Here is a 20431-nt window from a genome sequence, read left to right on the forward strand (position 1 = left end):
GTTGAATTTCTTGGGGCAGTGGACGGGGGCGATGGACGGTGCCAGGCACAGTCTCAAGAAGAACATACATCATGCTGAACTAAGTACAGCATTCTGAACAATGAAGAATTGCGTGCGCCCTGCCCGGCTACCCCTCCGGTTACCGCGCCGGGCAGGGCTGTGGTTGCATGAATACATGCCTTTTTCGTGGTCCGCCCGGACAACCCAGACAATCTCCGCGGCGGCCATGAGTGCACTGTTGCTCGTGAGCGCCAGGAAGCACTTCCAGCAACCGACGTTCTTCGCTCCGGTTGTCCCGGACTATCTCTGCCGCGATGACGATGCGGTCGGGTACGCCGAACTCGAAGTCGGCCAGGACAAGGCCAAGCCAAGCGCGCCTCGGAACGGCGCCTTGGCGGTCATGTCCCGGGAGGAATGGATCGCGGTGAGCGGACTCCTTGAGGTGGTTGCCGCCGTCGGGCTCCTCGTTCCCGGCACGCGCAAGGCCGCGGCCCGCGGCACCACGCTGATGTTCACCGCATTCCTGGCCGGCCACGTGGACGCGCTCCGCCGTGCATACTCTCCCGCCGGAAACGCATCCTCGCGGCGGATTCACACCGTGCGCCTGCCCTTGCAGCTTCCCTTGATCCTGTGGGCATGGAGCTTGGCTGGAGCGAAACGGGGCGTATGAAACTCCTCGAATCCCCGGCGGTGAAGGTGGGCGTCTCCATCAGCATCGCAACGGGCCTCTACGGCATCTCGTTCGGGGCATTGGCCTCGGCCTCCGGGTTCAGTTTCTGGCAGACCATGGCGTTCAGCCTGCTCATGTTCAGTGGCGGCTCACAGTTCGCCTTCATCGGCGTCGTGGCTGGCGGCGGTTCCGGCATTGCGGCCATGACGGCGGCCGCGCTGCTGGGCTTGCGCAATGGCATCTACGGGATGCAGATGAACGCGCTGCTGCGCCCCGTCGGGTGGCTCAAGTACCCGCAAGCCCACATCACCATCGACGAATCCACGGCCACTGCCTCGGGACAAAGCGATTCCGACGAACAGCGCCGTGGCTTCTGGACCGCCGGACTCGGCATTTTCGTGCTGTGGAACATCTTCACGGCTGTCGGCGCCTTGGCCGGCGATGCCTTGGGCGACCCCAAACAGTGGGGGCTCGACGGCGCCGCCGTGGCGGCGTTCCTGGGCCTGCTGTGGCCGCGGCTCAAGGGCCGCGAGCCCTGGGCGATTGCGGCAGCAGCTGCCCTGGCGACCATCGTTGCCGTCCCTTTCGTGCCGCCCGGCGTGCCCATCCTCGTGGCCGCCGTCGTGGCTGGCGCCATCGGCTGGTTCAGCCACGGACGCAGCGACGAAGGCATGGAGCCCGACGTCGATCCCTACCCGCACGGTCATTCAAGCGCTGACGCTACTAGCCGCGAAAGGAACGCCGAATGAACCTCTGGCCCTGGATCCTCATCGCCTGCGGACTGGCGTACCTCACGAAACTTTCGGGCTATTTTGTGCCGGCGAAGCTACTGCGGAGTCCCCGGATGATGCGCGTGGCCGGCACCATGACCATCGGCCTGCTGGCGTCCCTGACCGTCGTCAACGCGGTGGCATCCGGACAGTCCCTCGCCTTCGATGCCCGGCTCGGTGCGCTGGCTGCGGGGGCGATCGCGCTGTGGCTCCGTGCCCCGTTCCTTGTGGTGGTGATCGTCGGATCAGCGGCGGCCGCCGGCCTGCGGCTGCTCGGCTGGCGCTGAACCGCGGCGCGCGGTTCGACCCGTCGCCGCGGCGCGCAACGCCGTCGTGCGCTGGTTACTGAAAAGTCATCCCGGGGATGGGGGTCTGCTGTGGCAGCGGGCGGGACGGGCGTTCGGTGCGGATGGCATCCTCCAGCAAGGCAACCGGCCGTTCCCAGGCGCGGGAACCCGGCTCCATGGTGTCCACAGCGCCGATCAGCATGGCAACGAGGCGCACCATGTCCTCAATGGAAATGTCCCGACGCAACGAACCCTGGCCCTGACCGCGGCTAAGCAGTTCAGCCATGGAATCGATCAAGCTGCCCGTGATGCCCACCAGGAGCCCGCGGCGGCCGGCGACGGCGCCCAGCAGGTTCGCATCTTCGCTGGCAACCTGCACCACGGCGTCGATCACGTTGATGAGCCCGACGGCGGCATCCATGCCAGCGAGGGCATCTTCCACGACCGGGTCCACATGAAGCCTGAGTTGCCGCGACAGGGCGGCCAGGACGAGTTGTTCCTTGTCGGCGAAGTTGCGGAACAAAGTAGCCGGGCCAACACCTGCGGTGGTGGCGATGGTCTGGAGGGGAACCTCCGGGCCCAGTTCGCGGAAGCACTGGCGCGCTGCCGTGATGATCTTGTCTACATTGCGCGCAGCATCAGCTCTAAGTGGCTTGCGTTCCAAGGGCCGGTCCATGATGCTCACAGTAGCAACGGAGGGGCTCCAATCACTTTTGTGACATTCTTGCCCGTGAAAGACTGGATTCATGTTGCTTGCCTTTTCAGTTGCCCCGTCCGGCCAGCCCGCTGCTGGCACCGTATCCGTTGATGGCTCGGTGCACGACGCCGTTGCCGAGGCCGTGAAGATCGTCCGCGAATCCGGGCTCCCCAACCAGACGGACTCGATGTTCACAACCATCGAGGGCGAGTGGGATGAGGTGTTCGACGTCGTCAAGCGCGCCACCGAGGCCGTGGGAAGGTACGGAAACCGGGTGTCCTTGGTGATCAAGGCGGATATCCGGCCCGGATACACGGGGGAACTCACGGGCAAAGTCGAGCGGCTGGAGAACGCGATCAACAAAGGCGAGTAGCCGGTCCTTCCCTCCGCCCCGTGCCCGGTGCCAGACTGGGGCCATGTTTGAACACAAGGCCCAGCCTGGCTGGGTGGCCGTCGAGGAATACTTGTCCACCGCCGTCGTCCGCCCGAACGCCGCGCTCACACACGCGGTACAGTCCGCCGTCGACGCCGGGATGCCGCCTATCGAAGTGGCGCCCAACGCCGGCAAGCTGCTCAAGATGCTGGTGCAGCTGTCCGGGGCGCGGCGCGTGCTGGAAATCGGCACCTTGGCCGGCTTCAGCGCGATCTGGATGGCCCAGGGATTGCCCGACGACGGCCGCCTGGTCACGTGCGAATACCTCCCGAAACACGCTGAAATCGCCCGGGCGAACGTGGACATGGCTGGCATCGGCCACAAAGTAGACATCCGGATCGGCCCGGCGCTGGAGACCCTTGCGGCGCTGGCCGAAGATCCCACGCGGGACGGTCCATTCGACTTCGTCTTCATCGATGCCGACAAGGAGAACGATTCCAACTACCTGGACTGGGCGATCAGGCTCGGGAGGCCGGGCACCGTGATCGTGATGGACAACGTCATCTGGGAGGGAGCAATCCTGGATCCTTCCATGGACGAGGTGAACGCTCCTGGCATCGTGGGGGCGCTTGAGATGATGGGCAAGGATCCGCGCCTCGACGCAACGGCAATCCAAACAGTTGGATCCAAGGGATGGGACGGCTTCGCGATAGCCCGGGTGGTGTGACGCTAGGCTGGGCGGATGGAATTTACCCTCCGCCCGGCAACGGTGGACGACGCTGAACCCCTGACACGCATGCACTTGGCTGCCTGGCGGGAAAGCTACGGGCACCTCTTGCCCGAGGAGTTCTTCGACTTCCGTGAGGCCACCATCAACACGCGGATCGAGAGGCAGCGGGAAGCTTTGGCTGGTTCGTACAAGCCGATGCTCGCCCATGATTCCGACGGCGCCTTGGTGGGCATCGCCTTCGCTCGCGAGGCCCCGGAGGAGGGCCGGCCTTGCGAGCTGCAACTGCAGGTGATCTATACCTTGCGTCGCGTGCACGGTTTGGGCGTGGGGCAAGCATTGGTCGACGCCGTGATCGGCAACTCTGCCGCCTTTCTTTGGGTGCTTGAAGACAACCCCCGGGCCCAGGCTTTCTACCGCAAGAACGGCTTCCGGGCCGATGGTACGCGCCAGCTCTTGCCGCCCGAATGGCACGAACTGCCGGAGATCCGGATGGTGCGTGCCGCCGTCGGGGGCTGACCGCCGGATGGTGCGTGCCGCCGTCGGGGGCTGACCGCTAGGCAGCGGCGTCAATTATGGTTGAAGCATGACCGGAAGAGGGCGGCTGTAGTGGCGAAGCGTGGCAAGGGCAGGGGCGCCGGGCAATCCGCCGGGGTCATCGAGGTGCCCGCGGGCACGAAGCCGAACGGTCCCGTGGAGGGCGTCTACTACATCGACACCGGCGACTGCGAACTCGTTGCCGACCCCGACAATTCCAACGGCTGGCTCCTGAAGATCAACGGCGTCATGAGCTCGCACATCGATGTTGCAGAGCCGTTGTTCCTGGACTTCGAGTACATGCGCTGGATTGCGGCGCTGGTTGAATCAAAATGGCCCCCCGAGTCCAGGCCGAAGCTTCGTGCCTTGCATCTCGGCGGCGGAGCGTGTTCCCTGGCCCGGTACTTCCACGCCGCGTACCCGGATGCACGCCAAGTGGTGGTGGAGCTCGACGGCAAGCTGGCCGAATACGTGCGCGGCTGGTTCGATCTCCCGAAGGCCCCGCTGCTTCGAATCCGTGTGGGCGAAGCCAGGGAAGTCACGGAAGGCCTCACTCCGGACACCCGCGACCTCATCATCCGGGACGTCTTTGCCGGCGCTTTCACTCCGAGGGCGCTCACAACCCGCGAATTCAACGATCACGCGCAGAGGGTGCTGGCCCCGGGCGGGCTTTACGTGGTGAATTCCGGAGATGCCCCGGACCTCAAGAACGCCCGCGAAGACGCCGCGACCATCGCAGACACCTTCGCGCACACCATGATCATTGCCGACCCCGCGATGCTCAAAGGGCGGCGATACGGAAACATGATCATGGCCGGAAGCCACGAGCCCTTCGGCGACGATCCCCAACTGGCCCGGAAGCTGCTCGGCGGGGCGGTTCCCGCGCATATCTGGCGCGATGCCAAGGTCCGGGCATTCGCCGTCGGCGCCCAGGTCCGGCACGACCCTCGGCCAGCCGTCTGACTCCCACTCGTATGAGAGCGAGCGTCGGCCCGGGAGGGCTTGTATGTGAGCGAGCGTGGGCCGGGGAGGGCCTGTATGTGAGCGAGCGTCGGAACCTTAGCGGCGTGCCAGCAGCAGCTCGCGGTGGGCGGCCGTCTCCTCTTGCAGCGCATGCACGACGGCGGCAACGGCGGGGCGGCGCATCGAGTCGGGCCGTAGGACCATCCAATAGGGGAGCAGCTCCGCGAAATCGGCGGGCAGCAGCCGCACCAGGTCCGGGTGCCGGTCCGCCATGAAGCACGGCAGGAAGCCGATACCGGCCCCGGCGCGGGTGGCCTCCACGTGGACGAACACGTTAGTGGAGCTCAATCCGTCGCGCATGGACGGGACCAGCCGGCGAGGGGCGTCGAGATCGTCCACTTGCAGCATGGAGTCCACGAAATAGACCAACTGATGCCGCGTCACCTCTTCCACGGTGCCCGGTACTCCGTGGAAAGCCAAGTACTCGCGCGAGGCATACATTCCCAGCATGTACTCGCCCAGCCGCACGGCCTCGGCCCGGTGCACCTGGGGTTCGCCCACCACCACCTCCAGATCCAGGCCGGAACGCTGCTGGAGCGCACGGCGGGTCACGGTGATGATCTCCACGGTGAGGCCCGGATGCGATCGCCGCAAGCGCGCCACGGCGGGCGCTGCAATGTATGCGCTGAAACCGTCAGTTGCGGTCATGCGCACGACACCGGCAATGGGGTCCGGCGTGTGGTCTTCCGGTCCCAGCGTGCCCACCGCCGCTTCGATCCGCTCTGCCACGCCCACGGCTTCGGCGCCGAGCTCCGTGACTTCCCAGCCACCTGCCGCCCGCGCGAGGACCCTGCCGCCGAGCGCCTTCTCAAGCGCGGCGATCCTGCGGGAAACGGTGGTGTGGTTCAGCCCCAAGGCTTGGGCCGCCGTCGTGAACTTTCCTGAGCGCGATACCGCGAGGAGGACCAGGAGGTCGTCGGGATTCGGATTCATATCTGCAATTCTGCACACACTTGGTGCCATTTTGGCCATTGATGCACCCGTAATGTGCGGCAATACTCATTGGAGCATTTCGTGTTGTGGATCACAGCACGTGTCAGTGTGGACACTAAGGAGATGGACATGAGCGTAGGACAACGCTCCGCAACAGGCGCCGCCACCGGAAAAGGCGCAGGCCTCAAGAAGATCGTTGCCGCCTCGATGGTGGGCACCGTGGTGGAATGGTACGAATTCTTCCTCTACGCCACCGCCGCAACGCTGGTTTTCGGCAAGTACTTCTTCCCGCCCACGGGCAACGACCTTGATGGCATCATCCAGGCGTTCCTGACGTACGCGGTGGGCTTCGTGGCCCGGCCCCTGGGCGGGATCGTCTTCGGCCAGATCGGCGACAAGCTCGGCCGCAAACCCACCCTGCAGCTCACCATCGTGATTGTCGGCGTGTCCACCTTCCTCATGGGCTGCCTCCCCGGCTTCGCGGACCTCGGTTACTGGGCGCCGGCCATGCTCGTGGCGCTCCGCTTCATCCAGGGCTTCGCGCTGGGCGGCGAATGGGGCGGCGCGGTGCTGCTGGTGGCAGAACACAGCCCCAAGGAGTCCCGCGGATTCTGGTCAAGCTGGCCGCAGGCCGCCGTTCCCGTCGGCAACCTCCTCGCCACGCTGGTCCTGTTCATCATGTCCACCACCCTCAGCAGCGCGGCCTTCCTCGGCTGGGGATGGCGTGTTGCCTTCTGGCTCTCTGCCGTGATCGTCTTCGTGGGCTACTACATCCGCACCCACGTGACCGAGGCCCCGATCTTCCTTGAGGCGAAGGCCCAGGTGGAGAAGGAACAAGCCATCAGCTACGGCGTCGGCGAAGTCATCCGCAAGTACCCAAGGGGCATCTTGCAGGCCATGGGACTGAGGCTCGCCGAGAACATCATGTACTACCTTGTGGTGAGTTTCTCTATCGTGTACCTCAAGAGCGTGGACAAGTACGACACCTCGTCCTTGCTGCTCGCCCTGCTGATCGCACACGTTGTCCACTTCGTCGTCATCCCGCAGATCGGCCGGCTGGCAGACACTTGGGGGCGCAAGCCGGTTTACCTGATCGGTGCCATAAGCGGTGCCACCTGGCCGTTCTTCGCCTTCCCCATGTTCGACACCAGGAATCCGGTGGTGATCGTTGCCGCCGTGACCATCGGCCTCTGCCTGCACGCCTTCATGTACGCAGGGCAGCCGGCAATCATGACCGAGCTCTTCCCCACCCGGATGCGCTACTCGGGCGTCTCCCTTGGCTCGCAGGTCACCTCGATCTTCGCCGGTTCGCTGGCCCCGCTCCTGGCGACCCAATGGCTCAAGGACACCGGATCCTGGATGCCCACGGCAATCTACCTGGTGATCTCCTGCGCGATTACCGCCGTCGTCGTCTTGACGCTCAAGGAGACCCGCGGGGTGGCGCTGGAAGACGTTGACAACGCCGACGCCGTTCGCCACGGCCTCCCCATGGGTTCCCGCGCATGAGCCTGGAGGGCCGCAAGGCCCTGGTCACCGGCGGGGCGGGCGGCATCGGGGCGGCATGTGCCACGGCCCTCGCCGCGCGGGGCGCGAAGGTTGTAGTGGCCGACGTCGATGCCGCCGGAGCTGCGGCGCTCGCCGACAAGCTGGGCGGTACCGCCTGGGCCGTCGACTTGCTCGACACCGAGGCGCTCGCCGGACTCAGCCTGGATTGCGACATCCTCGTCAACAATGCCGGCATCCAGAAGGTCGCTCCCATCGAGGAGTTCGAGCCGGCAGACTTCCGCCGCATCCTGGCCCTCATGCTCGAGGCCCCTTTCCTGCTCATCCGGGCCGCACTCCCGCACATGTACGCCAACGGATTCGGCCGGATCATCAACATTTCTTCGGTCCATGGGCTGCGGGCGTCGGCGTTCAAGAGCGCGTACGTCTCGGCCAAGCACGGGCTCGAGGGGCTCAGCAAAGTAACGGCCCTTGAAGGCGGCCAGCGCGGTGTCACCTCCAACTGCATCAATCCGGGGTACGTGCGCACGCCCCTCGTCGAGAAGCAGATCGCGGACCAGGCGCTGCTGCACGGCATCCCTGAATCGGAGGTCCTCGCGAAGGTCATGCTGACGGAGTCCGCGGTGAAGCGCCTCGTGGAGCCCGAGGAAGTCGCGTCGCTGGCAGCGTGGATAGCGTCCGACGACGCCGGCATGGTCACCGGGGCCAGCTACACGATGGACGGGGGCTGGTCCGCCCGCTAACTTACCCCCTCGATGTCGTAGGCTGGTGCGCACGAGGGGAGCGAATATGGGTCTCGATCCGGTCAGCTTGAAGATAGCTCTGGGCATTGTCGCGTCTACGCTCTGCCTGCTGTTTTTCGGATCGTTCCGCCGGACCCGCTCCGCGTACAGCGGCTGGTGGTGCCTCGCCCTCGTTTTCTTGCTCTCGGGCAACATGGCGTACCTGCTCACCGGGACATCCCAGCAAATCTGGGCGGGTCCCCTCGGCAACGCTTTGCTGGTGGCAGGGGCGTTCAGCGTGTGGGCGGGCTCGCGTTCCCTGCGCTTGCTTCCGACGCCGCGATGGCAGCTCCTCACCGGGCCCGCTGCCACCGCTGTGGCCGCCTCGCTGGAGAATCCAGCCACCAATGCGTGGTCCGGTGGCCTGGTGTATTTGGCCATGATGTCCTTGGGCATGGGTCTGGCAACAGTGGAACTCTGGCGGTTGAAGCCCAGCGTTTCACACGCCCACCGCTCCTTGGCGCTCGCCGCAGGGGTACTGGCGTCGTTCTTCCTCTGCCGGGGGATCGCCTACGTTCTGGAAGGCCCCGACGGCCCGGACTTTGGCACCTATCTCAGCTCCGCAACCACCAGCGTGGTCACTATCGTGCTTCTGGTCACCGTGTCCTTCAGCATGACTGCGCTGAGCAACGAGCAGCTCATCAACGGGCTCAACGAACGCGCCACCCGGGACGGCCTGACGGGGCTCCTCAACCGCACCGCCTTCATGGAGCTGGCAACCCAGGAAATCAGCAGGCTGCACTCTGCGGGGTCGATCTCCACCTTGATCCTCGCCGACCTTGACCATTTCAAGGCCCTCAACGACAGCCATGGCCACGCGGCGGGCGACACCGCCATCCAGGCCTTCGCCGCCGCGTGCCAGGCTTCAGTCCGCCACACAGACCTTGTCGGGAGGTATGGCGGAGAGGAATTCACCATCCTGCTTCCAGGGGCCGACCTGGAGAGCGCAGAAATCATTGCCAACGAAATCAGCCGCCGTTTGGCCTCGGCAGAACCACCGGACGGCGTCACCTTCCCCACGGTGAGTTATGGGATCGCCCCGAGCACCCTCGCCAACGCTGAGGTGGCCCCCATGATCGCGGCCGCCGACAAAGCCCTCTACCAGGCCAAGTCCCTTGGACGGAACCGCGCGGTCTGCGCAACTTCCTGACCGCCGTCGCGCGCTGACTCGCGCAGCGCTGAGCCGATCCTGCACCCCTGGGATAAGCCCTTAAAACAATCTGCTTAAACGCTTGATCAAAAGTGTGACCTCGGTTACGCTTGCAGTGATCAAACGCTTTAGCAGAAATGGACATCAACGCCGATGACTTACTCAGTCTTCTTCCAACCCACCGATGGATGGGTCGGAGACGTGATCCCGTTCCAGAAAGACGGGGAGTTTTGGCTTTTCTATCTGCACGAGGTGCGGAACGACCCGAAGCCGGGAACATCCTGGAACCTCGTGACCACCAAGGACCTCACGCGGTTCGAGGACCATGGAGTGTCGCTGCATCATGGCAGGGAGGTCGAGGCAGACTTCAATGCCTACACCGGCAGTGTGGTGTGCGACGAGTCCGGAATTCACCACCTGTTCTATACGGGACAGAATCCCCGGCACCTCGGCTCCGACGGGGCCCCGCTGCAACTCGTCATGCACGCCACGAGCACGGACGGAATGCTGACGTGGGTCAAGCATCCGGAACTGACCTTCGGCGCCCCGGCCGGCTACGAATCCGGCGACTGGCGCGATCCGTTCGTCTTCAAGGACGAGGCCAGCGGTTTGTGGCGGATGCTGCTGGCCGCACGGCACGCGGACGGTCCGGACCGCCGTCGCGGAGTGATCGCCCAATGCGTGTCCGCGGACTTGATGAGCTGGGAGCACACTGAGCCGTTCTGGGATCCGCGCCGCTACATCACGCACGAATGCCCCGACGTTTTCGCTTGGGGCGACTGGTGGTACCTGGTCTATTCGGAATTCTCCGAGTCGTTCACCACCCGCTACCGCATGGCGAAGAGTCCCGACGGGCCCTGGATCGTGCCGGCGCGGGACACCGTTGACGGCCGCGCCTTCTATGCCTCGAAGACGGCCGAGCGGGATGGCCGCCGGTTCTTCTTCGGCTGGATCGCCAGCAAAGCGGAAAACCACGACGACGGCGCCTGGCAGTGGGCGGGAACGATGTCCGTCCTCGAGGCCCGGCAGAACGACGACGGCACCCTCGCCTTTTCCCTCGCCGACGAACTTGTCGACAGCTTCTGGGACGACATCCCGGTAAGCCTCGGCAGCGATCTTCCTGCGGCGCTGCATTCTCCCGGCGGGTACACGGCGATTGTGTCCGACGAGGTCCTCCCGCAGCAGTTCTACGCCCGGGCGGTGCTGCAGATAGAACCCGATACCACCGAATGCGGCTTGCTGCTCCGCTCAAGCGCGGACGGGGATGAGTCCTACATCATCCGCCTGGAACCGAAGCGCGGACACATGGTGTTTGACCGATGGCCCCGCGAAATAACCGGCGACGCACAATGGCACGTCTCGGGGGATGTCCCCTTCGAGATCGAGCTGGAACGCCCCTGCGAGCTCGTCCCCGGAGAGCACATCCTCGAACTTGTCGTTGACGGGGACCTTTGCGTCGCCGTCGTCGACCGGCAGGTCGCCCTAAGCGCCCGGATCTACGGGCTACCGGACGGGCGGATCGGCGTTTTCGCCGGTGAAGGCACCACCACTCTCACTGAACTTGAGATACGTAAGCGCACAGACAACTAAATACCCAGCGCCAGGCTTCCGTTCAAATCAAAGGAGATTGTCCCCCCATGAAGAAACTCATGCGAACGGCCGCTGTAGCAGCGGCCGCAGCCCTCGCCCTCTCCGCCTGCGGCGGTGGAGGTGCCGGCAGCGCCTCCAACGTCAACCCAACTGGAGACATCAAACCACGGCAAATCTCGTGGCTTCTGTCCCGGCCGGCTGACGGGGCGGTCATCAACATCATGAAAAAGATCGCTGATGAATACGCCCAGAACCATCCCGGCTTTTCCCTCAACCTGATCACGACCCCCGACCGGCCCTCGTACATCCAGAAGTACGAAACCCTTGCCGCCGCGAACAAGCTTCCCGAGCTGTTCGATACGGACGCGACCCCCTTCGCCCAGCAACTCGCCAAGCAAGGCAAGATGGTCGATGCCGAGAAGCTGCTCAAGGACCTCGGTGTCTACGACACGTACCGGACGAACGCACTGAATTACCAACGCTTCGACGACGGATCCCTCTACATGATCCCGTTCCAGTTCGAGCTCGAGTACTTTTGGTACAACAAGGCTCTCTTCCAGCAGGCTGGAGTATCAGTGCCGAAGTCACTCGACGACATCCCCGCGATGTGCACCGCCCTGCGCAAGGCCGGGATCACGCCCCTCGCCCTTGACGGCCAGGACCAGTGGCCGCTTGAGCGCTATGTCTCCTACCAGCCCTTCCGCGACGCCGGACCCGACTTCGTGCAGAAGCTCAAGAAGGGTGACGCGAAGTTCAGCGACGCCACCGGCCAGAAGACAGTCAACTGGATAAGCCAGCTCGGAGGAGCCGGTTGCTTCCAGGACGGCTTCTCGTCCCAGGGTTACTCCGACGCCCAGAACCTGTTCACCTCCGGCAAGGCCGCCATGTACAACATCGGCACCTGGGAACTGTCCAGCCTCGCGACCGACAAGCTGAACCCAACGGTGCGTAACGACGTCGACTACTTCACGCTTCCGGCCACGCCGAGCTCCGCCACGGCCGCAAATGAGTACGTGGCAACCTCCGGGATCGGCATGGCGGTCAACTCGAAGACCTTCGACCCGCTCGTGAGCGACTTCCTGAAGTTCGCACTTGCCAAGTACCCCTCGGAATATGCGGCCACGGGCGCCCTCTCGCCGACCACGAATGTCCAGACGACGATTCCTGCCAACGCCACGCCGCTGTACAAGAAGGCAATCGACCAGGCGAAGGATCTCGGATCGAAGCTCGCGATGCCTTGGGACACGCAGCTTGATCCGACCACCAACAGCAGGCTGCAGCAAGAGCTCGTGCTCTTGGCCCAGGGCAACGTCAAGCCGGCCGAGTTCACCAGCACGATGGATAGCACCATCGCACAGAACGCTCCTAAGTTCTTCAAATAACACGCAGCGGTGGGGGGCTCAGGCCCCCCACCCGAAAGGCCCTCCCATGCTTCCCAATCGATCACGACTCTCAGTCCTGGTCTTCCTGCTCCCGCCGCTGCTTCTCTACGGCGTCGCCGTGCTGTTTCCGATCCTGCAGTCGCTGTTCCTCAGCTTCTTCTCCTGGAACGGCATCAGTGACATGGAGTTCGTGGGCTTCGCGAACTACGTGCACATGCTCACTGGTGACGGCGTTTTCTGGCGTTCCTTCTTCAACGCCCTCGGCTACCTCGCCATCTGCCTCGTCCTCCAGTTGGGCGGCGCGTTGTTCGTCGCCAGCCTCCTGACCTCGCTGCGAAGGGGCCGCGAACTCGTCAAAACCCTGTATCTCCTGCCTGCGGTGATCTCGACGGTAGCCATCGCCTTCCTCTTCGTACGCATCTATTCGATCGACCCGGTGGGGCTTCTCAACCAGGTCCTCGGCTGGATCGGTCTCGGCGCCCTCGAACGTCCCTGGCTTTCCGACGTCAATACTGTCCTCGCGGCGGTTTCAGCACCCGAAGGCTGGCGGTTCACGGGACTCTACATGCTCATCATCTATGCGGCGCTGCTCGCCGTCCCGCAGGAACTTGAAGAGGCGGCACGCCTGGACGGCGCCAATCGATGGCAGCTGTTCACCAAAATCAGGTTCCCGCACATCCGGCCCGTGTGGATCACCACCACCATCATGGCCACGACCTACGGCCTGCGCGGATTCGATATCCCTTACCTCATGACCAACGGCGGTCCCGGCCAGTCCTCGGAGCTCCTGACGACGTACATGTACAAAACCGCGTTCACCAGCACCGACTTCGGCTACGCCAGCACCATCTCGGTGTTCATCGTGGTGGAGTGCCTCGTCGCCGTCGGATTCATCTTGCTCATGCTCAAACGAAAGGCTGACGCATGACCGCGCAAACAGCCCCCGTTACCCGGCCGATCCCCGCCCCGCCAAGCACGCCGGCGCCCCAACGTCGGCGGCGTAAGCCAAACTTCTTCCGAAGCTTGTCGAGGGCGCTGATCGTCCTCATCGTCGTGGTGCAGGTCTATCCCCTCGCCTGGCTGTTCCTCACGAGCCTGCGCAACGAGCACGACTTCGCCACCGGTGATCCCTTCGCGCTGCCGAGCTCCATAAGCTTCGACAACTACGTTCGTGCGTTCCAGACAGGCAACCTCGGCCAGAACATCCTGAACAGTTTCATCGTCACGATGGGTGCCAACCTCCTGATCGTCCTGCTGGGGATGATGGCGGCCTATGCGTTGCAGGTCCTCGGATTCCGCTTCAGCAAATTCGTCCGTGGCCTCTTCCTGATCGGCATCATCGTGCCGGTGCAGATCGCGCTTGTGCCGCTGTTCATCGACTATTCGTCCGTGAACCTGCTGGACACCTACCAATCGATGATCATTCCCTTGGCGGGGTTCGCCCTTCCCATGTCGATCTACCTCTTCTCATCGTTCTTTGAATACATTCCCCGGGAGACTTATGAGGCAGCCTCGTTGGACGGCGCCGGCCCGTACCGGATCTTCGGGCTGATCACCCTTCCGCTCTCGACCAACACGGTAGTGACGGTGGTCCTGGTGAACAGCATCTTCATCTGGAATGACTTCATCTTCGCGAACACGTTCGTGCTTTCCGAAGGGCTCAAGACGATCCCGCTGGGGCTGCAGAACTACATCGGAGCAATGGGCAAGGTCGACTGGACCGCGACATTCGCCGCCGTTTGCATCACCATCACGCCTTTGCTGCTCGTGTTCCTCGTCCTCAACAAGGCGATGATCCAGGGCCTCGAAAGCGGGGCGACGAAGGGGTGAGAAAGCGGCCACTGGATAGACTGTGAGAGGAGGGCCAATGACGTCTGAAAAAAGCTTGAAAGAACCCGAGGTGAACCCCTCGCATCCACCGACGACTCCGAGGACGAGTCATCCGGTGACGATGCGGGAGGTAGCGGAAGGGGCTGGAGTCTCCGTTGCCACGGTTTCCCTCGTGATCAACAACAAGAAAGACGCCAGGATCGGCGCCGCGACCCGCAAACGCGTCTTGGAAACCATCCGTGAACTGGGATACCGCCCAAACGCCCTCGCGAAGAACCTCGTGAGCGGCAGTTCACGGTTCATTGGCCTCGTCGCTGACGCGATCGCCACGACTCCCTTCGCAGGGCAAATCATCCATGGCGCCCAGGACGAAGCTTGGAAGCACGGATTCGTTCTGTTGGTCGCCAATACCGAGGGCGACGAGCCCGTGGAAAAAGACGCCATCTCGATGATGCTCGAGCACAAGGTTCGCGGCATCCTTTACTCCACCTGGTTCCACCGCCCAACCGAGATCCCCGCTGCGTTGCAAGAGACCGACTTCGTGCTGGTGAACTGCTTCTCCCCGGACTCCGACGCCTTGGCGGTGGTCCCGGATGAAGTCCATGGCGGACGGGAAGCCACGGAAATCCTCGTGCGCAAGGGGCACCGACGGATCGCCTTCATCAACGCGACGATTCCTGCCCCTGCGAAGGACGGACGCCTCCAGGGCTACCGGGAAGCGCTCGAGTCTGCAGGAATCGCTTTCGATCCACACCTCGTGTTCGACGCGTATCCTGACCAGGAAGGCGGCTACGGAGCAGTCGAGGAACTGCTCAAGCGGGACGTCACGGCAGTCTTCTGCTACAACGACCGTATGGCCATGGGTCTCTACGACGGGCTGAAGCAGCGAGGGTTGTCCATTCCCGAAGACATGGCCGTCGTCGGGTTCGACAACCAGGAAGTCATTGCCGCACACATGCGGCCACCACTATCCACGGTTGCGCTGCCGCACTACGAGCTCGGCGCCGCGGGCGTGCGCCTGCTCCTCGGCGTCGACGAAGCGGCGGGCAGCCCGGTGGTAAAGCTTGAATGCCCTCCGGTGGAGCGCGAATCCGTTGGACCGAATACCCTTACTGCTCCTCGCTTACCGTAGGCCCGGCCTCGTCCACGGCGGAATGCTCGATGTAGGATTCCACGGCCGATTCCGGAACACGGTAGGACCGCCCGAACCGCACGGCGTGGATTGCGTGCGAGTTCACGAGGCGGTAGACAGTCATCCTGGACACCCGCAGTGCCTGGGCAACCTCGGCGATTGTCATGAACCGGTTGGCTGGAATGTCTGCTGCAGCCATGTTCACCACGGCCTCCTCAACTGGCGGTAGTCGTAGTAGACCACCGTGCCACCCGTTGGCACGACGGTTCGCAAGCCAATCGTTGAGCCTTTGATGACGGCCACCACGCCTTCCTGGGACCCGTTGAAGGGATCGTCTCCAGCCAAGTAGTCGCCCACCTTGAACGGGGACGCAGTCGTTTTGGCCTGCTTGGCTGCCCGGGAAAATATCCGGCGTAGTGTTCTGGCCGGCGCGAAGACCCGGCGCACCCGCATCTGAACGATGTACCTCGATGTGGGATCAAACATCAGAACCACTTCCTTGCAGTTGCTGGTGCCAAGGGTAGTCGCGGGCCACACGAGACACATGAGTGACTTGCACCCGTTATGCCACATGGGCCACTCACGTCACTTGGCGCACTACTCGGATCACGTCCCAAGGCAAGCAAGTGGTCGCCCGAGTAGTCAGGGCAAAAGACGGGTAGGGGCCACGCGCGCCAGCCCGGTTGAACAGTCCCTACGCTCAAAGCAAATGTTCCGTCAGGTCTGGGAGGGGGAACAATGAGGCGAGCTGCAAAAGCAGGAATCGTGGTTGCGGGCGTGGTGGCGGTCGGGCTGGCAGGTGCGATCACCCTCAACGCCACGCAGACATCATCAAACTCAATTGCCGGCGCCGCGCCGTCGACTACCATCAGCGCGGCGGCCTCTGCGCCTGGTGGAACCAAGATGCCGACCGCGACGCCGAGTGCCACGGCGTCAGCGACAGCCGCTCACGCCTCGGCCGGGGCAACATCACCCGGCGCTGCGCCTTCAAGCCAGGCCCCGGTCTCCGCCCCGGCGAGCAGTGCCAAGCCCGATAACCCGGTCGCACCGGCACCGGCACCGGCACCGGCTCCCGCCGCTCCTGCTCCTGCCCCTGCGGCCCCTGCTCCGGCCCCTGTGGCACCGGGCCTTGACGCGGCCGGGATCCAACGCATCAAGGACAGCTGCACCGCCCGGCTTCAAAGCGACGCCACCAACTCCGGAATAGTGACCGGAACAGTGGTTCCGCGACCATTCACGGTTGTCTCGATTGCCTTCTCCGGGAACCCGGTGCAGTCAACCGCGGCCTCCGGTCTGGCCTCGTACGACATCCTCATGAAGATCACCACCAAGCTTGTTGATGGTCCTGCCCAGGACAGCGTGCGGGTTTGCCGGGTCTACGACTCGGATTCGCACGTGGATTGGCTTCCGGCCGGCTGATTCAGCGATTGCTCCCGGGCTTCCAGCCCGCTAGGACTTGGTGCCTGTGAGCGCCAGGGTTCCGCCCAGCCCGATCATCATGACCCCGCCCGTTGCTCCCAAGGTGGAGATCCGGCGCGGGGAGCGGGCAAACCAATGGCGTGCCGTTCCCGCGGCAAGGGCCCAGATGCTGTCGGATATCAGCGCGATCACCAGGAAAACGGCCCCCAGCTCGGCGAGCTGAAGGGGAATGCTGCCGCTCGAATATCCCACGAATTGGGGCAGCACGGCCACGAAGAACACGATCGACTTCGGGTTGCTCGCACCCACGATAAAGCCCTCGCGGATCAGCCGCCACATGGACCGCGACGGAGCCGGCCCGGCCGCCGTCGAACGCCCGCCACGGTGACGGATCGCCTGCACCCCGAGGTAGACCAAATACGCTGCGCCGGCGAACTTGATGATGGTGAACAGCACGATCGACTGCGCCAGGACCGCACCGAGCCCCAGAGCCACAGCGATGATCTGCGGAACCATGCCAAGGGCGTTCCCGAGCACGCTGAGGAGCCCGCCTTTGCGGCCGAGGGCGAGGGAACGCCCGATCACAAAAAGAACGCTTGGACCGGGGACTGCGATGAGGACCAGTGCGGCCAGCGCGAACGCCAGGAGGTTGGTGAACGGAACCATTCCTGATGATAGCGCTTGCCTGCGGTGACGGTCGATGGTTAGTGGCGGGCCGCGGTCGTCGTCCTCGTCAGGGACGCTCGGCGTACTGGGCGACCACGGGAATAGAGGACGTCTCGTCGACCAGGTCGGCGCGCACCCGGCCGCCACCGCGAACCCACAGCTTATAGGCCAGCACCAGCAGCCCGAGCCACACAGCGCCTACATACAAGGCCACGCGGGTGTCCTCGAAGACGCCAAGGATGACGATCACCAGGGCCATGAACGCGATGGTCAACACGGACGCCGCGGGCCACCACGGCGACGCGAATTCCGACGCCGGGAGTCCCTTGCGCTTGATCTCCCGCTTCATGGCGACATGCGAGGCGAGGATCATGACCCACACCCACACCGTCGCGAAAGTGGCGATCGAAGCGATCACCAGGAACACGTCCTCGGGGATTACCGCGTTGAGCACCACGCCCACCAGCAGGATTCCGCCCATGAGGACCACGGTCATCCACGGAACGCCGTGCCTTGAGATCTTGCCGAAACTCTTCGGGGCATGTCCTTGCTGGGAGAGCCCGAAGAGGATGCGTCCGGCGCCGAAGATGTCGCTATTGATGGCTGACAGTGCCGAGGTGATGACCACGGCATTGAGGATGTGGGGCGCGGCGGGGATGCCGAGGCCGCTGAAGATCTGCACAAACGGGCTGCCGTTGTTCCCGATTTCGTTCCAGGGGAACAGGCTCATGAGCACACCGAGGGTCAGGACGTAGAACAGCAGTACGCGCACCGGGACGGTATTGACGGCCTGCGGAATGACCTTCTTGGGGTCGGCGGCTTCGCCTGCCGTGATGCCGATCGTTTCGATCCCGCCGAAGGCGAACATCACGACGGCGAACGAGGCCAGGAGTCCGCCGAAACCGTTCGGGAACATGCCGCCGTGGTCAACGAGGTTCCCCAGCCCCGGTGCCGCGCCGCCGTTGCCGGAGTGGAAGCCGAACACGATGATCGCAGCGCCGCCCGCAATCATGGCGATGATGGCCACCACCTTGATGAGCGAGAACCAAAACTCGAGTTCCCCGAAGACCTTGACGCTCAGGAGGTTCATGGCGCCAAGGAGGAGGATGATCGCGAGGACCCAGATCCATCGGTCCACCTGCGGGAACCAGAAGCCCATGTAGATACTGAATGCCGTCACGTCCGCGATCGCCACGATGGCCATTTCAAAGACATAGGTCCACCCGGTGATGAATCCTGCCAGCGGTCCGAGGTAGCGGCTGGCGTACTGGCCGAACGAGCCGGAGACCGGGTGGCGGACGGCCATCTCGCCGAGGGCCCGCATCACCATGAAGACGGCGGCGCCACCGATCATATATGCGAAGAGAACCGACGGGCCGGCCTTTTGGATTGCAGACGCAGAACCGTAGAAGAGACCTGTTCCGATGGCCGAACCGAGGGCCATGAAGCGGATGTGGCGGACATTGAGGCCACGGCTGAGAACGGTGGTTACCGCGCCTTCGACGCCTTCGACGCCTTCGACGACTTTGGCGGCCGGCGTCCTGACGGCTGTTGGGGCTTGCTGCATGCGAATACCTTCTCGTCATTGGGAGGGGGACTGTTAACCAGCAGACCATTTCGGAGCGTCCTGTGATGGGTCTCACGGCGCATCGTTGTCTCGGTTCTCAGACGCTGCGCCGCGGAGCGATTGCCTCGTGGGCAAATGTCTGGTATTCCAGACACCTTAATGTTCTGATTGGCTTTTAGATCCGCTCCATGGGGCGCACGCTTAAGTACGGGATCCCGGACACCCACCTTGCCGTCTTTGTGGCGGAGGGGCAGGCCGGGCATTACCGTGCACTCGAAGAGGAGCCATGACCATACAGCCGTCCACCCAAGGCCGGGCCGCTTCCAAAGTCCCGGCCGCCGAGAACACCCTGCGTATCCTGAAGTTGCTCGCTTCCCGGCGTGGCCCGATGGCCGCGTCAAACATCGCCACGGCGCTTGGCCTTCCCCGGTCCAGTGTCTACCACCTGCTTGGCGTCATGGAGGCCAACGGTTTCGTCCTCCACCTTCATGAGGAGCAGCGCTACGGGCTGGGTATCAGCGCCTTTGAACTCAGTTCGGCGTACTCGCGGCAAGAGCCTTTGTCGCGGCTCGGCCGCCCCATGCTTGCCGCCCTGGTGGATGCGATCGGCGAGAGCGCCCACTTGGCCGTCCTGCACGGCCGCGATGTGCTCTACATCGTGGAGGAACGGGCCAAGAACCGCCCGTCCCTCGTGACCGACGTCGGGGTCCGGCTTCCCAGCCACCTCACGGCCAGCGGGCGCGCGATCCTGGCCGCCCTGCCGAAATCGCAGGTCAGGGCCCTGTACCCGAATGCCGCCGCCTTTACTGCCCGGCACGAGATGGAATCGCCCATCATGAAGTACTCGGCCTTGTCCTCGCATTTGGACCAGGTCAGGCAGCGCGGCTACGCCACCGAGCACGGCGAAGTCACGCCTGGCTTCGGTTCTGTGGCCGCCGCCGTCACCGACCATTTGGGATGGCCGACGGCGGCAGTCGCCGTGACATTCCTCGAGGACCGGGTGCCGGTTGAGGAATGGCCCGCACTGGCCGCCCGCATCCAGAAGACAGCGGACGAACTCTCGATCCGCATCCACGGGCGTCCCTCCTAACCCTCCCCACCCAACTAGTCCCCACCGCCTCCCTAACCTCGCTTCGCTCGGCAAGGGAACCCTGGCGGCGTGGGCCCCCGCATTAGTTGTCGTTTTTGGGCCCTCATAACGACATCAAGTGCTAGCCAGTTGAGTCTGGTATTCCGGACAGCACCCTCCATAAAGCCATTCCAAGACCCTTGCGGAGGGGCTCTACTGGATACAGAAGGAACTTCCACCTAGCAACCTCCAGAGACGAAGGAGTCATCATGGCACCCGCCGATTTCACTACCGGAGCTCGTCCGGTCAAGGCCGCGCGCGGCA

The 20431-nt window shown here is 63.9% G+C and carries 23 protein-coding genes; 17 read left to right on the plus strand and 6 right to left on the minus strand.

Features of this window, described 5'->3' with window-relative positions; translation table 11 throughout:
• Positions 1-175 precede the first annotated feature (175 nt).
• Genes QRN52_RS17040 through QRN52_RS17050 form a run of 3 tightly spaced genes read left to right on the plus strand, consistent with a single transcriptional unit; the run spans position 176 to position 1727 of the window.
• Positions 176-670, plus strand: coding sequence for a DoxX family protein (locus QRN52_RS17040; protein ID WP_284754470.1), 495 nt, complete (start codon positions 176-178; stop codon positions 668-670).
• The gene (locus QRN52_RS17045) at positions 667-1419 is read left to right on the plus strand and encodes an AzlC family ABC transporter permease (RefSeq protein ID WP_284754471.1); all 753 of its coding nucleotides are present in this window, start codon (positions 667-669) and stop codon (positions 1417-1419) included. The genes QRN52_RS17040 and QRN52_RS17045 overlap by 4 nt, the downstream gene beginning before the upstream one ends.
• Positions 1416-1727, plus strand: coding sequence for an AzlD domain-containing protein (locus tag QRN52_RS17050; protein WP_284754472.1), 312 nt, complete (start codon positions 1416-1418; stop codon positions 1725-1727). The genes QRN52_RS17045 and QRN52_RS17050 overlap by 4 nt, the downstream gene beginning before the upstream one ends.
• Before the next feature lie 55 nt (positions 1728-1782).
• On the opposite strand, the gene QRN52_RS17055 is transcribed toward QRN52_RS17050, so the two are convergent.
• The gene (locus QRN52_RS17055; RefSeq protein ID WP_284754508.1) at positions 1783-2403 is read right to left on the minus strand and encodes a TetR/AcrR family transcriptional regulator; all 621 of its coding nucleotides are present in this window, start codon (positions 2401-2403) and stop codon (positions 1783-1785) included.
• 70 nt (positions 2404-2473) lie between these two features.
• Here QRN52_RS17055 and QRN52_RS17060 point away from each other — a divergent pair, with 70 nt between their 5' ends.
• From QRN52_RS17060 to QRN52_RS17075, 4 genes are all read left to right on the plus strand, one after another.
• Positions 2474-2797, plus strand: coding sequence for a thiamine-binding protein (locus tag QRN52_RS17060; protein WP_284754473.1), 324 nt, complete (start codon positions 2474-2476; stop codon positions 2795-2797).
• Between the two features lie 43 nt (positions 2798-2840).
• The gene (locus QRN52_RS17065; RefSeq protein ID WP_284754475.1) at positions 2841-3524 is read left to right on the plus strand and encodes an O-methyltransferase; all 684 of its coding nucleotides are present in this window, start codon (positions 2841-2843) and stop codon (positions 3522-3524) included.
• Between the two features lie 15 nt (positions 3525-3539).
• Positions 3540-4043: a GNAT family N-acetyltransferase gene (locus tag QRN52_RS17070; RefSeq protein WP_284754476.1), complete on the plus strand. Its 504-nt coding sequence runs from the start codon at positions 3540-3542 to the stop codon at positions 4041-4043.
• A gap of 90 nt (positions 4044-4133) precedes the next feature.
• On the plus strand, positions 4134-5024 hold the full coding sequence (locus QRN52_RS17075) for a spermidine synthase (protein ID WP_284754478.1): 891 nt from the start codon (positions 4134-4136) through the stop codon (positions 5022-5024).
• 96 nt (positions 5025-5120) lie between these two features.
• On the opposite strand, the gene QRN52_RS17080 is transcribed toward QRN52_RS17075, so the two are convergent.
• Complete coding sequence (locus QRN52_RS17080; protein ID WP_284754480.1) at positions 5121-6017, minus strand: LysR family transcriptional regulator; 897 nt, start codon at positions 6015-6017, stop codon at positions 5121-5123.
• 129 nt (positions 6018-6146) lie between these two features.
• Between QRN52_RS17080 and QRN52_RS17085 the strand changes: the two genes are divergently transcribed.
• The 8 genes from QRN52_RS17085 to QRN52_RS17120 all read left to right on the plus strand — a co-directional run bounded on the left by QRN52_RS17085 (position 6147) and on the right by QRN52_RS17120 (position 15386).
• Positions 6147-7523 (plus strand): MFS transporter, encoded by a 1377-nt coding sequence (locus QRN52_RS17085; RefSeq protein WP_284754481.1) that lies wholly within the window; start codon positions 6147-6149, stop codon positions 7521-7523.
• Positions 7520-8263 carry a 3-hydroxybutyrate dehydrogenase gene (locus QRN52_RS17090; RefSeq protein WP_284754483.1) on the plus strand — a complete coding sequence of 248 codons (744 nt, stop codon included), beginning with the start codon at positions 7520-7522 and terminating at the stop codon, positions 8261-8263. Before QRN52_RS17085 ends, QRN52_RS17090 begins: the two co-directional genes overlap by 4 nt.
• A 46-nt stretch (positions 8264-8309) precedes the next feature.
• Positions 8310-9452, plus strand: a complete 1143-nt coding sequence (locus QRN52_RS17095) for a GGDEF domain-containing protein (RefSeq protein WP_284754485.1) — start codon at positions 8310-8312, stop codon at positions 9450-9452.
• Between the two features lie 153 nt (positions 9453-9605).
• The gene (locus QRN52_RS17100; RefSeq protein WP_284754486.1) at positions 9606-11042 is read left to right on the plus strand and encodes a glycoside hydrolase family protein; all 1437 of its coding nucleotides are present in this window, start codon (positions 9606-9608) and stop codon (positions 11040-11042) included.
• Positions 11043-11089: 47 nt separating this feature from the next.
• Entirely contained in the window at positions 11090-12424 is a 1335-nt protein-coding gene (locus tag QRN52_RS17105) for an ABC transporter substrate-binding protein (RefSeq protein WP_284754487.1), read from the plus strand.
• A 46-nt stretch (positions 12425-12470) separates the two neighbouring features.
• A complete protein-coding gene (locus tag QRN52_RS17110) occupies positions 12471-13352 on the plus strand; it encodes a carbohydrate ABC transporter permease (RefSeq protein ID WP_284754488.1) in 882 nt (293 codons plus the stop codon).
• Complete coding sequence (locus QRN52_RS17115) at positions 13349-14254, plus strand: carbohydrate ABC transporter permease (protein WP_284754489.1); 906 nt, start codon at positions 13349-13351, stop codon at positions 14252-14254. The genes QRN52_RS17110 and QRN52_RS17115 overlap by 4 nt, the downstream gene beginning before the upstream one ends.
• A gap of 37 nt (positions 14255-14291) precedes the next feature.
• Entirely contained in the window at positions 14292-15386 is a 1095-nt protein-coding gene (locus QRN52_RS17120) for a LacI family DNA-binding transcriptional regulator (RefSeq protein ID WP_390282674.1), read from the plus strand.
• Here QRN52_RS17120 and QRN52_RS17125 read toward each other — a convergent pair.
• Together QRN52_RS17125 and QRN52_RS17130 are read right to left on the minus strand one after the other, a co-directional pair.
• Complete coding sequence (locus QRN52_RS17125; protein ID WP_284754490.1) at positions 15364-15585, minus strand: helix-turn-helix domain-containing protein; 222 nt, start codon at positions 15583-15585, stop codon at positions 15364-15366. The genes QRN52_RS17120 and QRN52_RS17125 overlap by 23 nt on opposite strands.
• A gap of 2 nt (positions 15586-15587) precedes the next feature.
• Positions 15588-15872: a hypothetical protein gene (locus tag QRN52_RS17130; protein WP_284754491.1), complete on the minus strand. Its 285-nt coding sequence runs from the start codon at positions 15870-15872 to the stop codon at positions 15588-15590.
• A 252-nt stretch (positions 15873-16124) separates the two neighbouring features.
• On the opposite strand from QRN52_RS17130, the gene QRN52_RS17135 reads away from it, so the two are divergent.
• Positions 16125-16805, plus strand: coding sequence for a hypothetical protein (locus tag QRN52_RS17135; protein WP_284754492.1), 681 nt, complete (start codon positions 16125-16127; stop codon positions 16803-16805).
• 30 nt (positions 16806-16835) lie between these two features.
• On the opposite strand, the gene QRN52_RS17140 is transcribed toward QRN52_RS17135, so the two are convergent.
• Both QRN52_RS17140 and QRN52_RS17145 read right to left on the minus strand, forming a co-directional pair.
• Complete coding sequence (locus QRN52_RS17140; protein ID WP_284754494.1) at positions 16836-17471, minus strand: LysE family translocator; 636 nt, start codon at positions 17469-17471, stop codon at positions 16836-16838.
• A gap of 67 nt (positions 17472-17538) precedes the next feature.
• Positions 17539-19038 carry an amino acid permease gene (locus QRN52_RS17145; RefSeq protein WP_284754496.1) on the minus strand — a complete coding sequence of 500 codons (1500 nt, stop codon included), beginning with the start codon at positions 19036-19038 and terminating at the stop codon, positions 17539-17541.
• 286 nt (positions 19039-19324) lie between these two features.
• Here QRN52_RS17145 and QRN52_RS17150 point away from each other — a divergent pair, with 286 nt between their 5' ends.
• Complete coding sequence (locus tag QRN52_RS17150) at positions 19325-20128, plus strand: IclR family transcriptional regulator (RefSeq protein ID WP_269994168.1); 804 nt, start codon at positions 19325-19327, stop codon at positions 20126-20128.
• Positions 20129-20431: the final 303 nt, after the last annotated feature.

Origin of the sequence: Arthrobacter sp. efr-133-R2A-120, assembly GCF_030209835.1 — a bacterium.
GTDB lineage: Bacteria > Actinomycetota > Actinomycetes > Actinomycetales > Micrococcaceae > Arthrobacter.

Bases quoted from the DNA above. Each gene is read 5' to 3' on its own strand.
- QRN52_RS17040 (WP_284754470.1), top strand. From the start codon at position 176: ATGCCTTTTTCGTGGTCCGCCCGGACAACCCAGACAATCTCCGCGGCG.
- QRN52_RS17045 (WP_284754471.1), top strand. From the start codon at position 667: ATGAAACTCCTCGAATCCCCGGCGGTGAAGGTGGGCGTCTCCATCAGC.
- QRN52_RS17050 (WP_284754472.1), top strand. From the start codon at position 1,416: ATGAACCTCTGGCCCTGGATCCTCATCGCCTGCGGACTGGCGTACCTC.
- QRN52_RS17055 (WP_284754508.1), bottom strand. From the start codon at position 2,403: ATGGACCGGCCCTTGGAACGCAAGCCACTTAGAGCTGATGCTGCGCGC.
- QRN52_RS17060 (WP_284754473.1), top strand. From the start codon at position 2,474: ATGTTGCTTGCCTTTTCAGTTGCCCCGTCCGGCCAGCCCGCTGCTGGC.
- QRN52_RS17065 (WP_284754475.1), top strand. From the start codon at position 2,841: ATGTTTGAACACAAGGCCCAGCCTGGCTGGGTGGCCGTCGAGGAATAC.
- QRN52_RS17070 (WP_284754476.1), top strand. From the start codon at position 3,540: ATGGAATTTACCCTCCGCCCGGCAACGGTGGACGACGCTGAACCCCTG.
- QRN52_RS17080 (WP_284754480.1), bottom strand. From the start codon at position 6,017: ATGAATCCGAATCCCGACGACCTCCTGGTCCTCCTCGCGGTATCGCGC.
- QRN52_RS17085 (WP_284754481.1), top strand. From the start codon at position 6,147: ATGAGCGTAGGACAACGCTCCGCAACAGGCGCCGCCACCGGAAAAGGC.
- QRN52_RS17090 (WP_284754483.1), top strand. From the start codon at position 7,520: ATGAGCCTGGAGGGCCGCAAGGCCCTGGTCACCGGCGGGGCGGGCGGC.
- QRN52_RS17095 (WP_284754485.1), top strand. From the start codon at position 8,310: ATGGGTCTCGATCCGGTCAGCTTGAAGATAGCTCTGGGCATTGTCGCG.
- QRN52_RS17100 (WP_284754486.1), top strand. From the start codon at position 9,606: ATGACTTACTCAGTCTTCTTCCAACCCACCGATGGATGGGTCGGAGAC.
- QRN52_RS17105 (WP_284754487.1), top strand. From the start codon at position 11,090: ATGAAGAAACTCATGCGAACGGCCGCTGTAGCAGCGGCCGCAGCCCTC.
- QRN52_RS17110 (WP_284754488.1), top strand. From the start codon at position 12,471: ATGCTTCCCAATCGATCACGACTCTCAGTCCTGGTCTTCCTGCTCCCG.
- QRN52_RS17115 (WP_284754489.1), top strand. From the start codon at position 13,349: ATGACCGCGCAAACAGCCCCCGTTACCCGGCCGATCCCCGCCCCGCCA.
- QRN52_RS17120 (WP_390282674.1), top strand. From the start codon at position 14,292: ATGACGTCTGAAAAAAGCTTGAAAGAACCCGAGGTGAACCCCTCGCAT.
- QRN52_RS17125 (WP_284754490.1), bottom strand. From the start codon at position 15,585: ATGGCTGCAGCAGACATTCCAGCCAACCGGTTCATGACAATCGCCGAG.
- QRN52_RS17130 (WP_284754491.1), bottom strand. From the start codon at position 15,872: ATGTTTGATCCCACATCGAGGTACATCGTTCAGATGCGGGTGCGCCGG.
- QRN52_RS17135 (WP_284754492.1), top strand. From the start codon at position 16,125: ATGAGGCGAGCTGCAAAAGCAGGAATCGTGGTTGCGGGCGTGGTGGCG.
- QRN52_RS17140 (WP_284754494.1), bottom strand. From the start codon at position 17,471: ATGGTTCCGTTCACCAACCTCCTGGCGTTCGCGCTGGCCGCACTGGTC.
- QRN52_RS17145 (WP_284754496.1), bottom strand. From the start codon at position 19,038: ATGCAGCAAGCCCCAACAGCCGTCAGGACGCCGGCCGCCAAAGTCGTC.
- QRN52_RS17150 (WP_269994168.1), top strand. From the start codon at position 19,325: ATGACCATACAGCCGTCCACCCAAGGCCGGGCCGCTTCCAAAGTCCCG.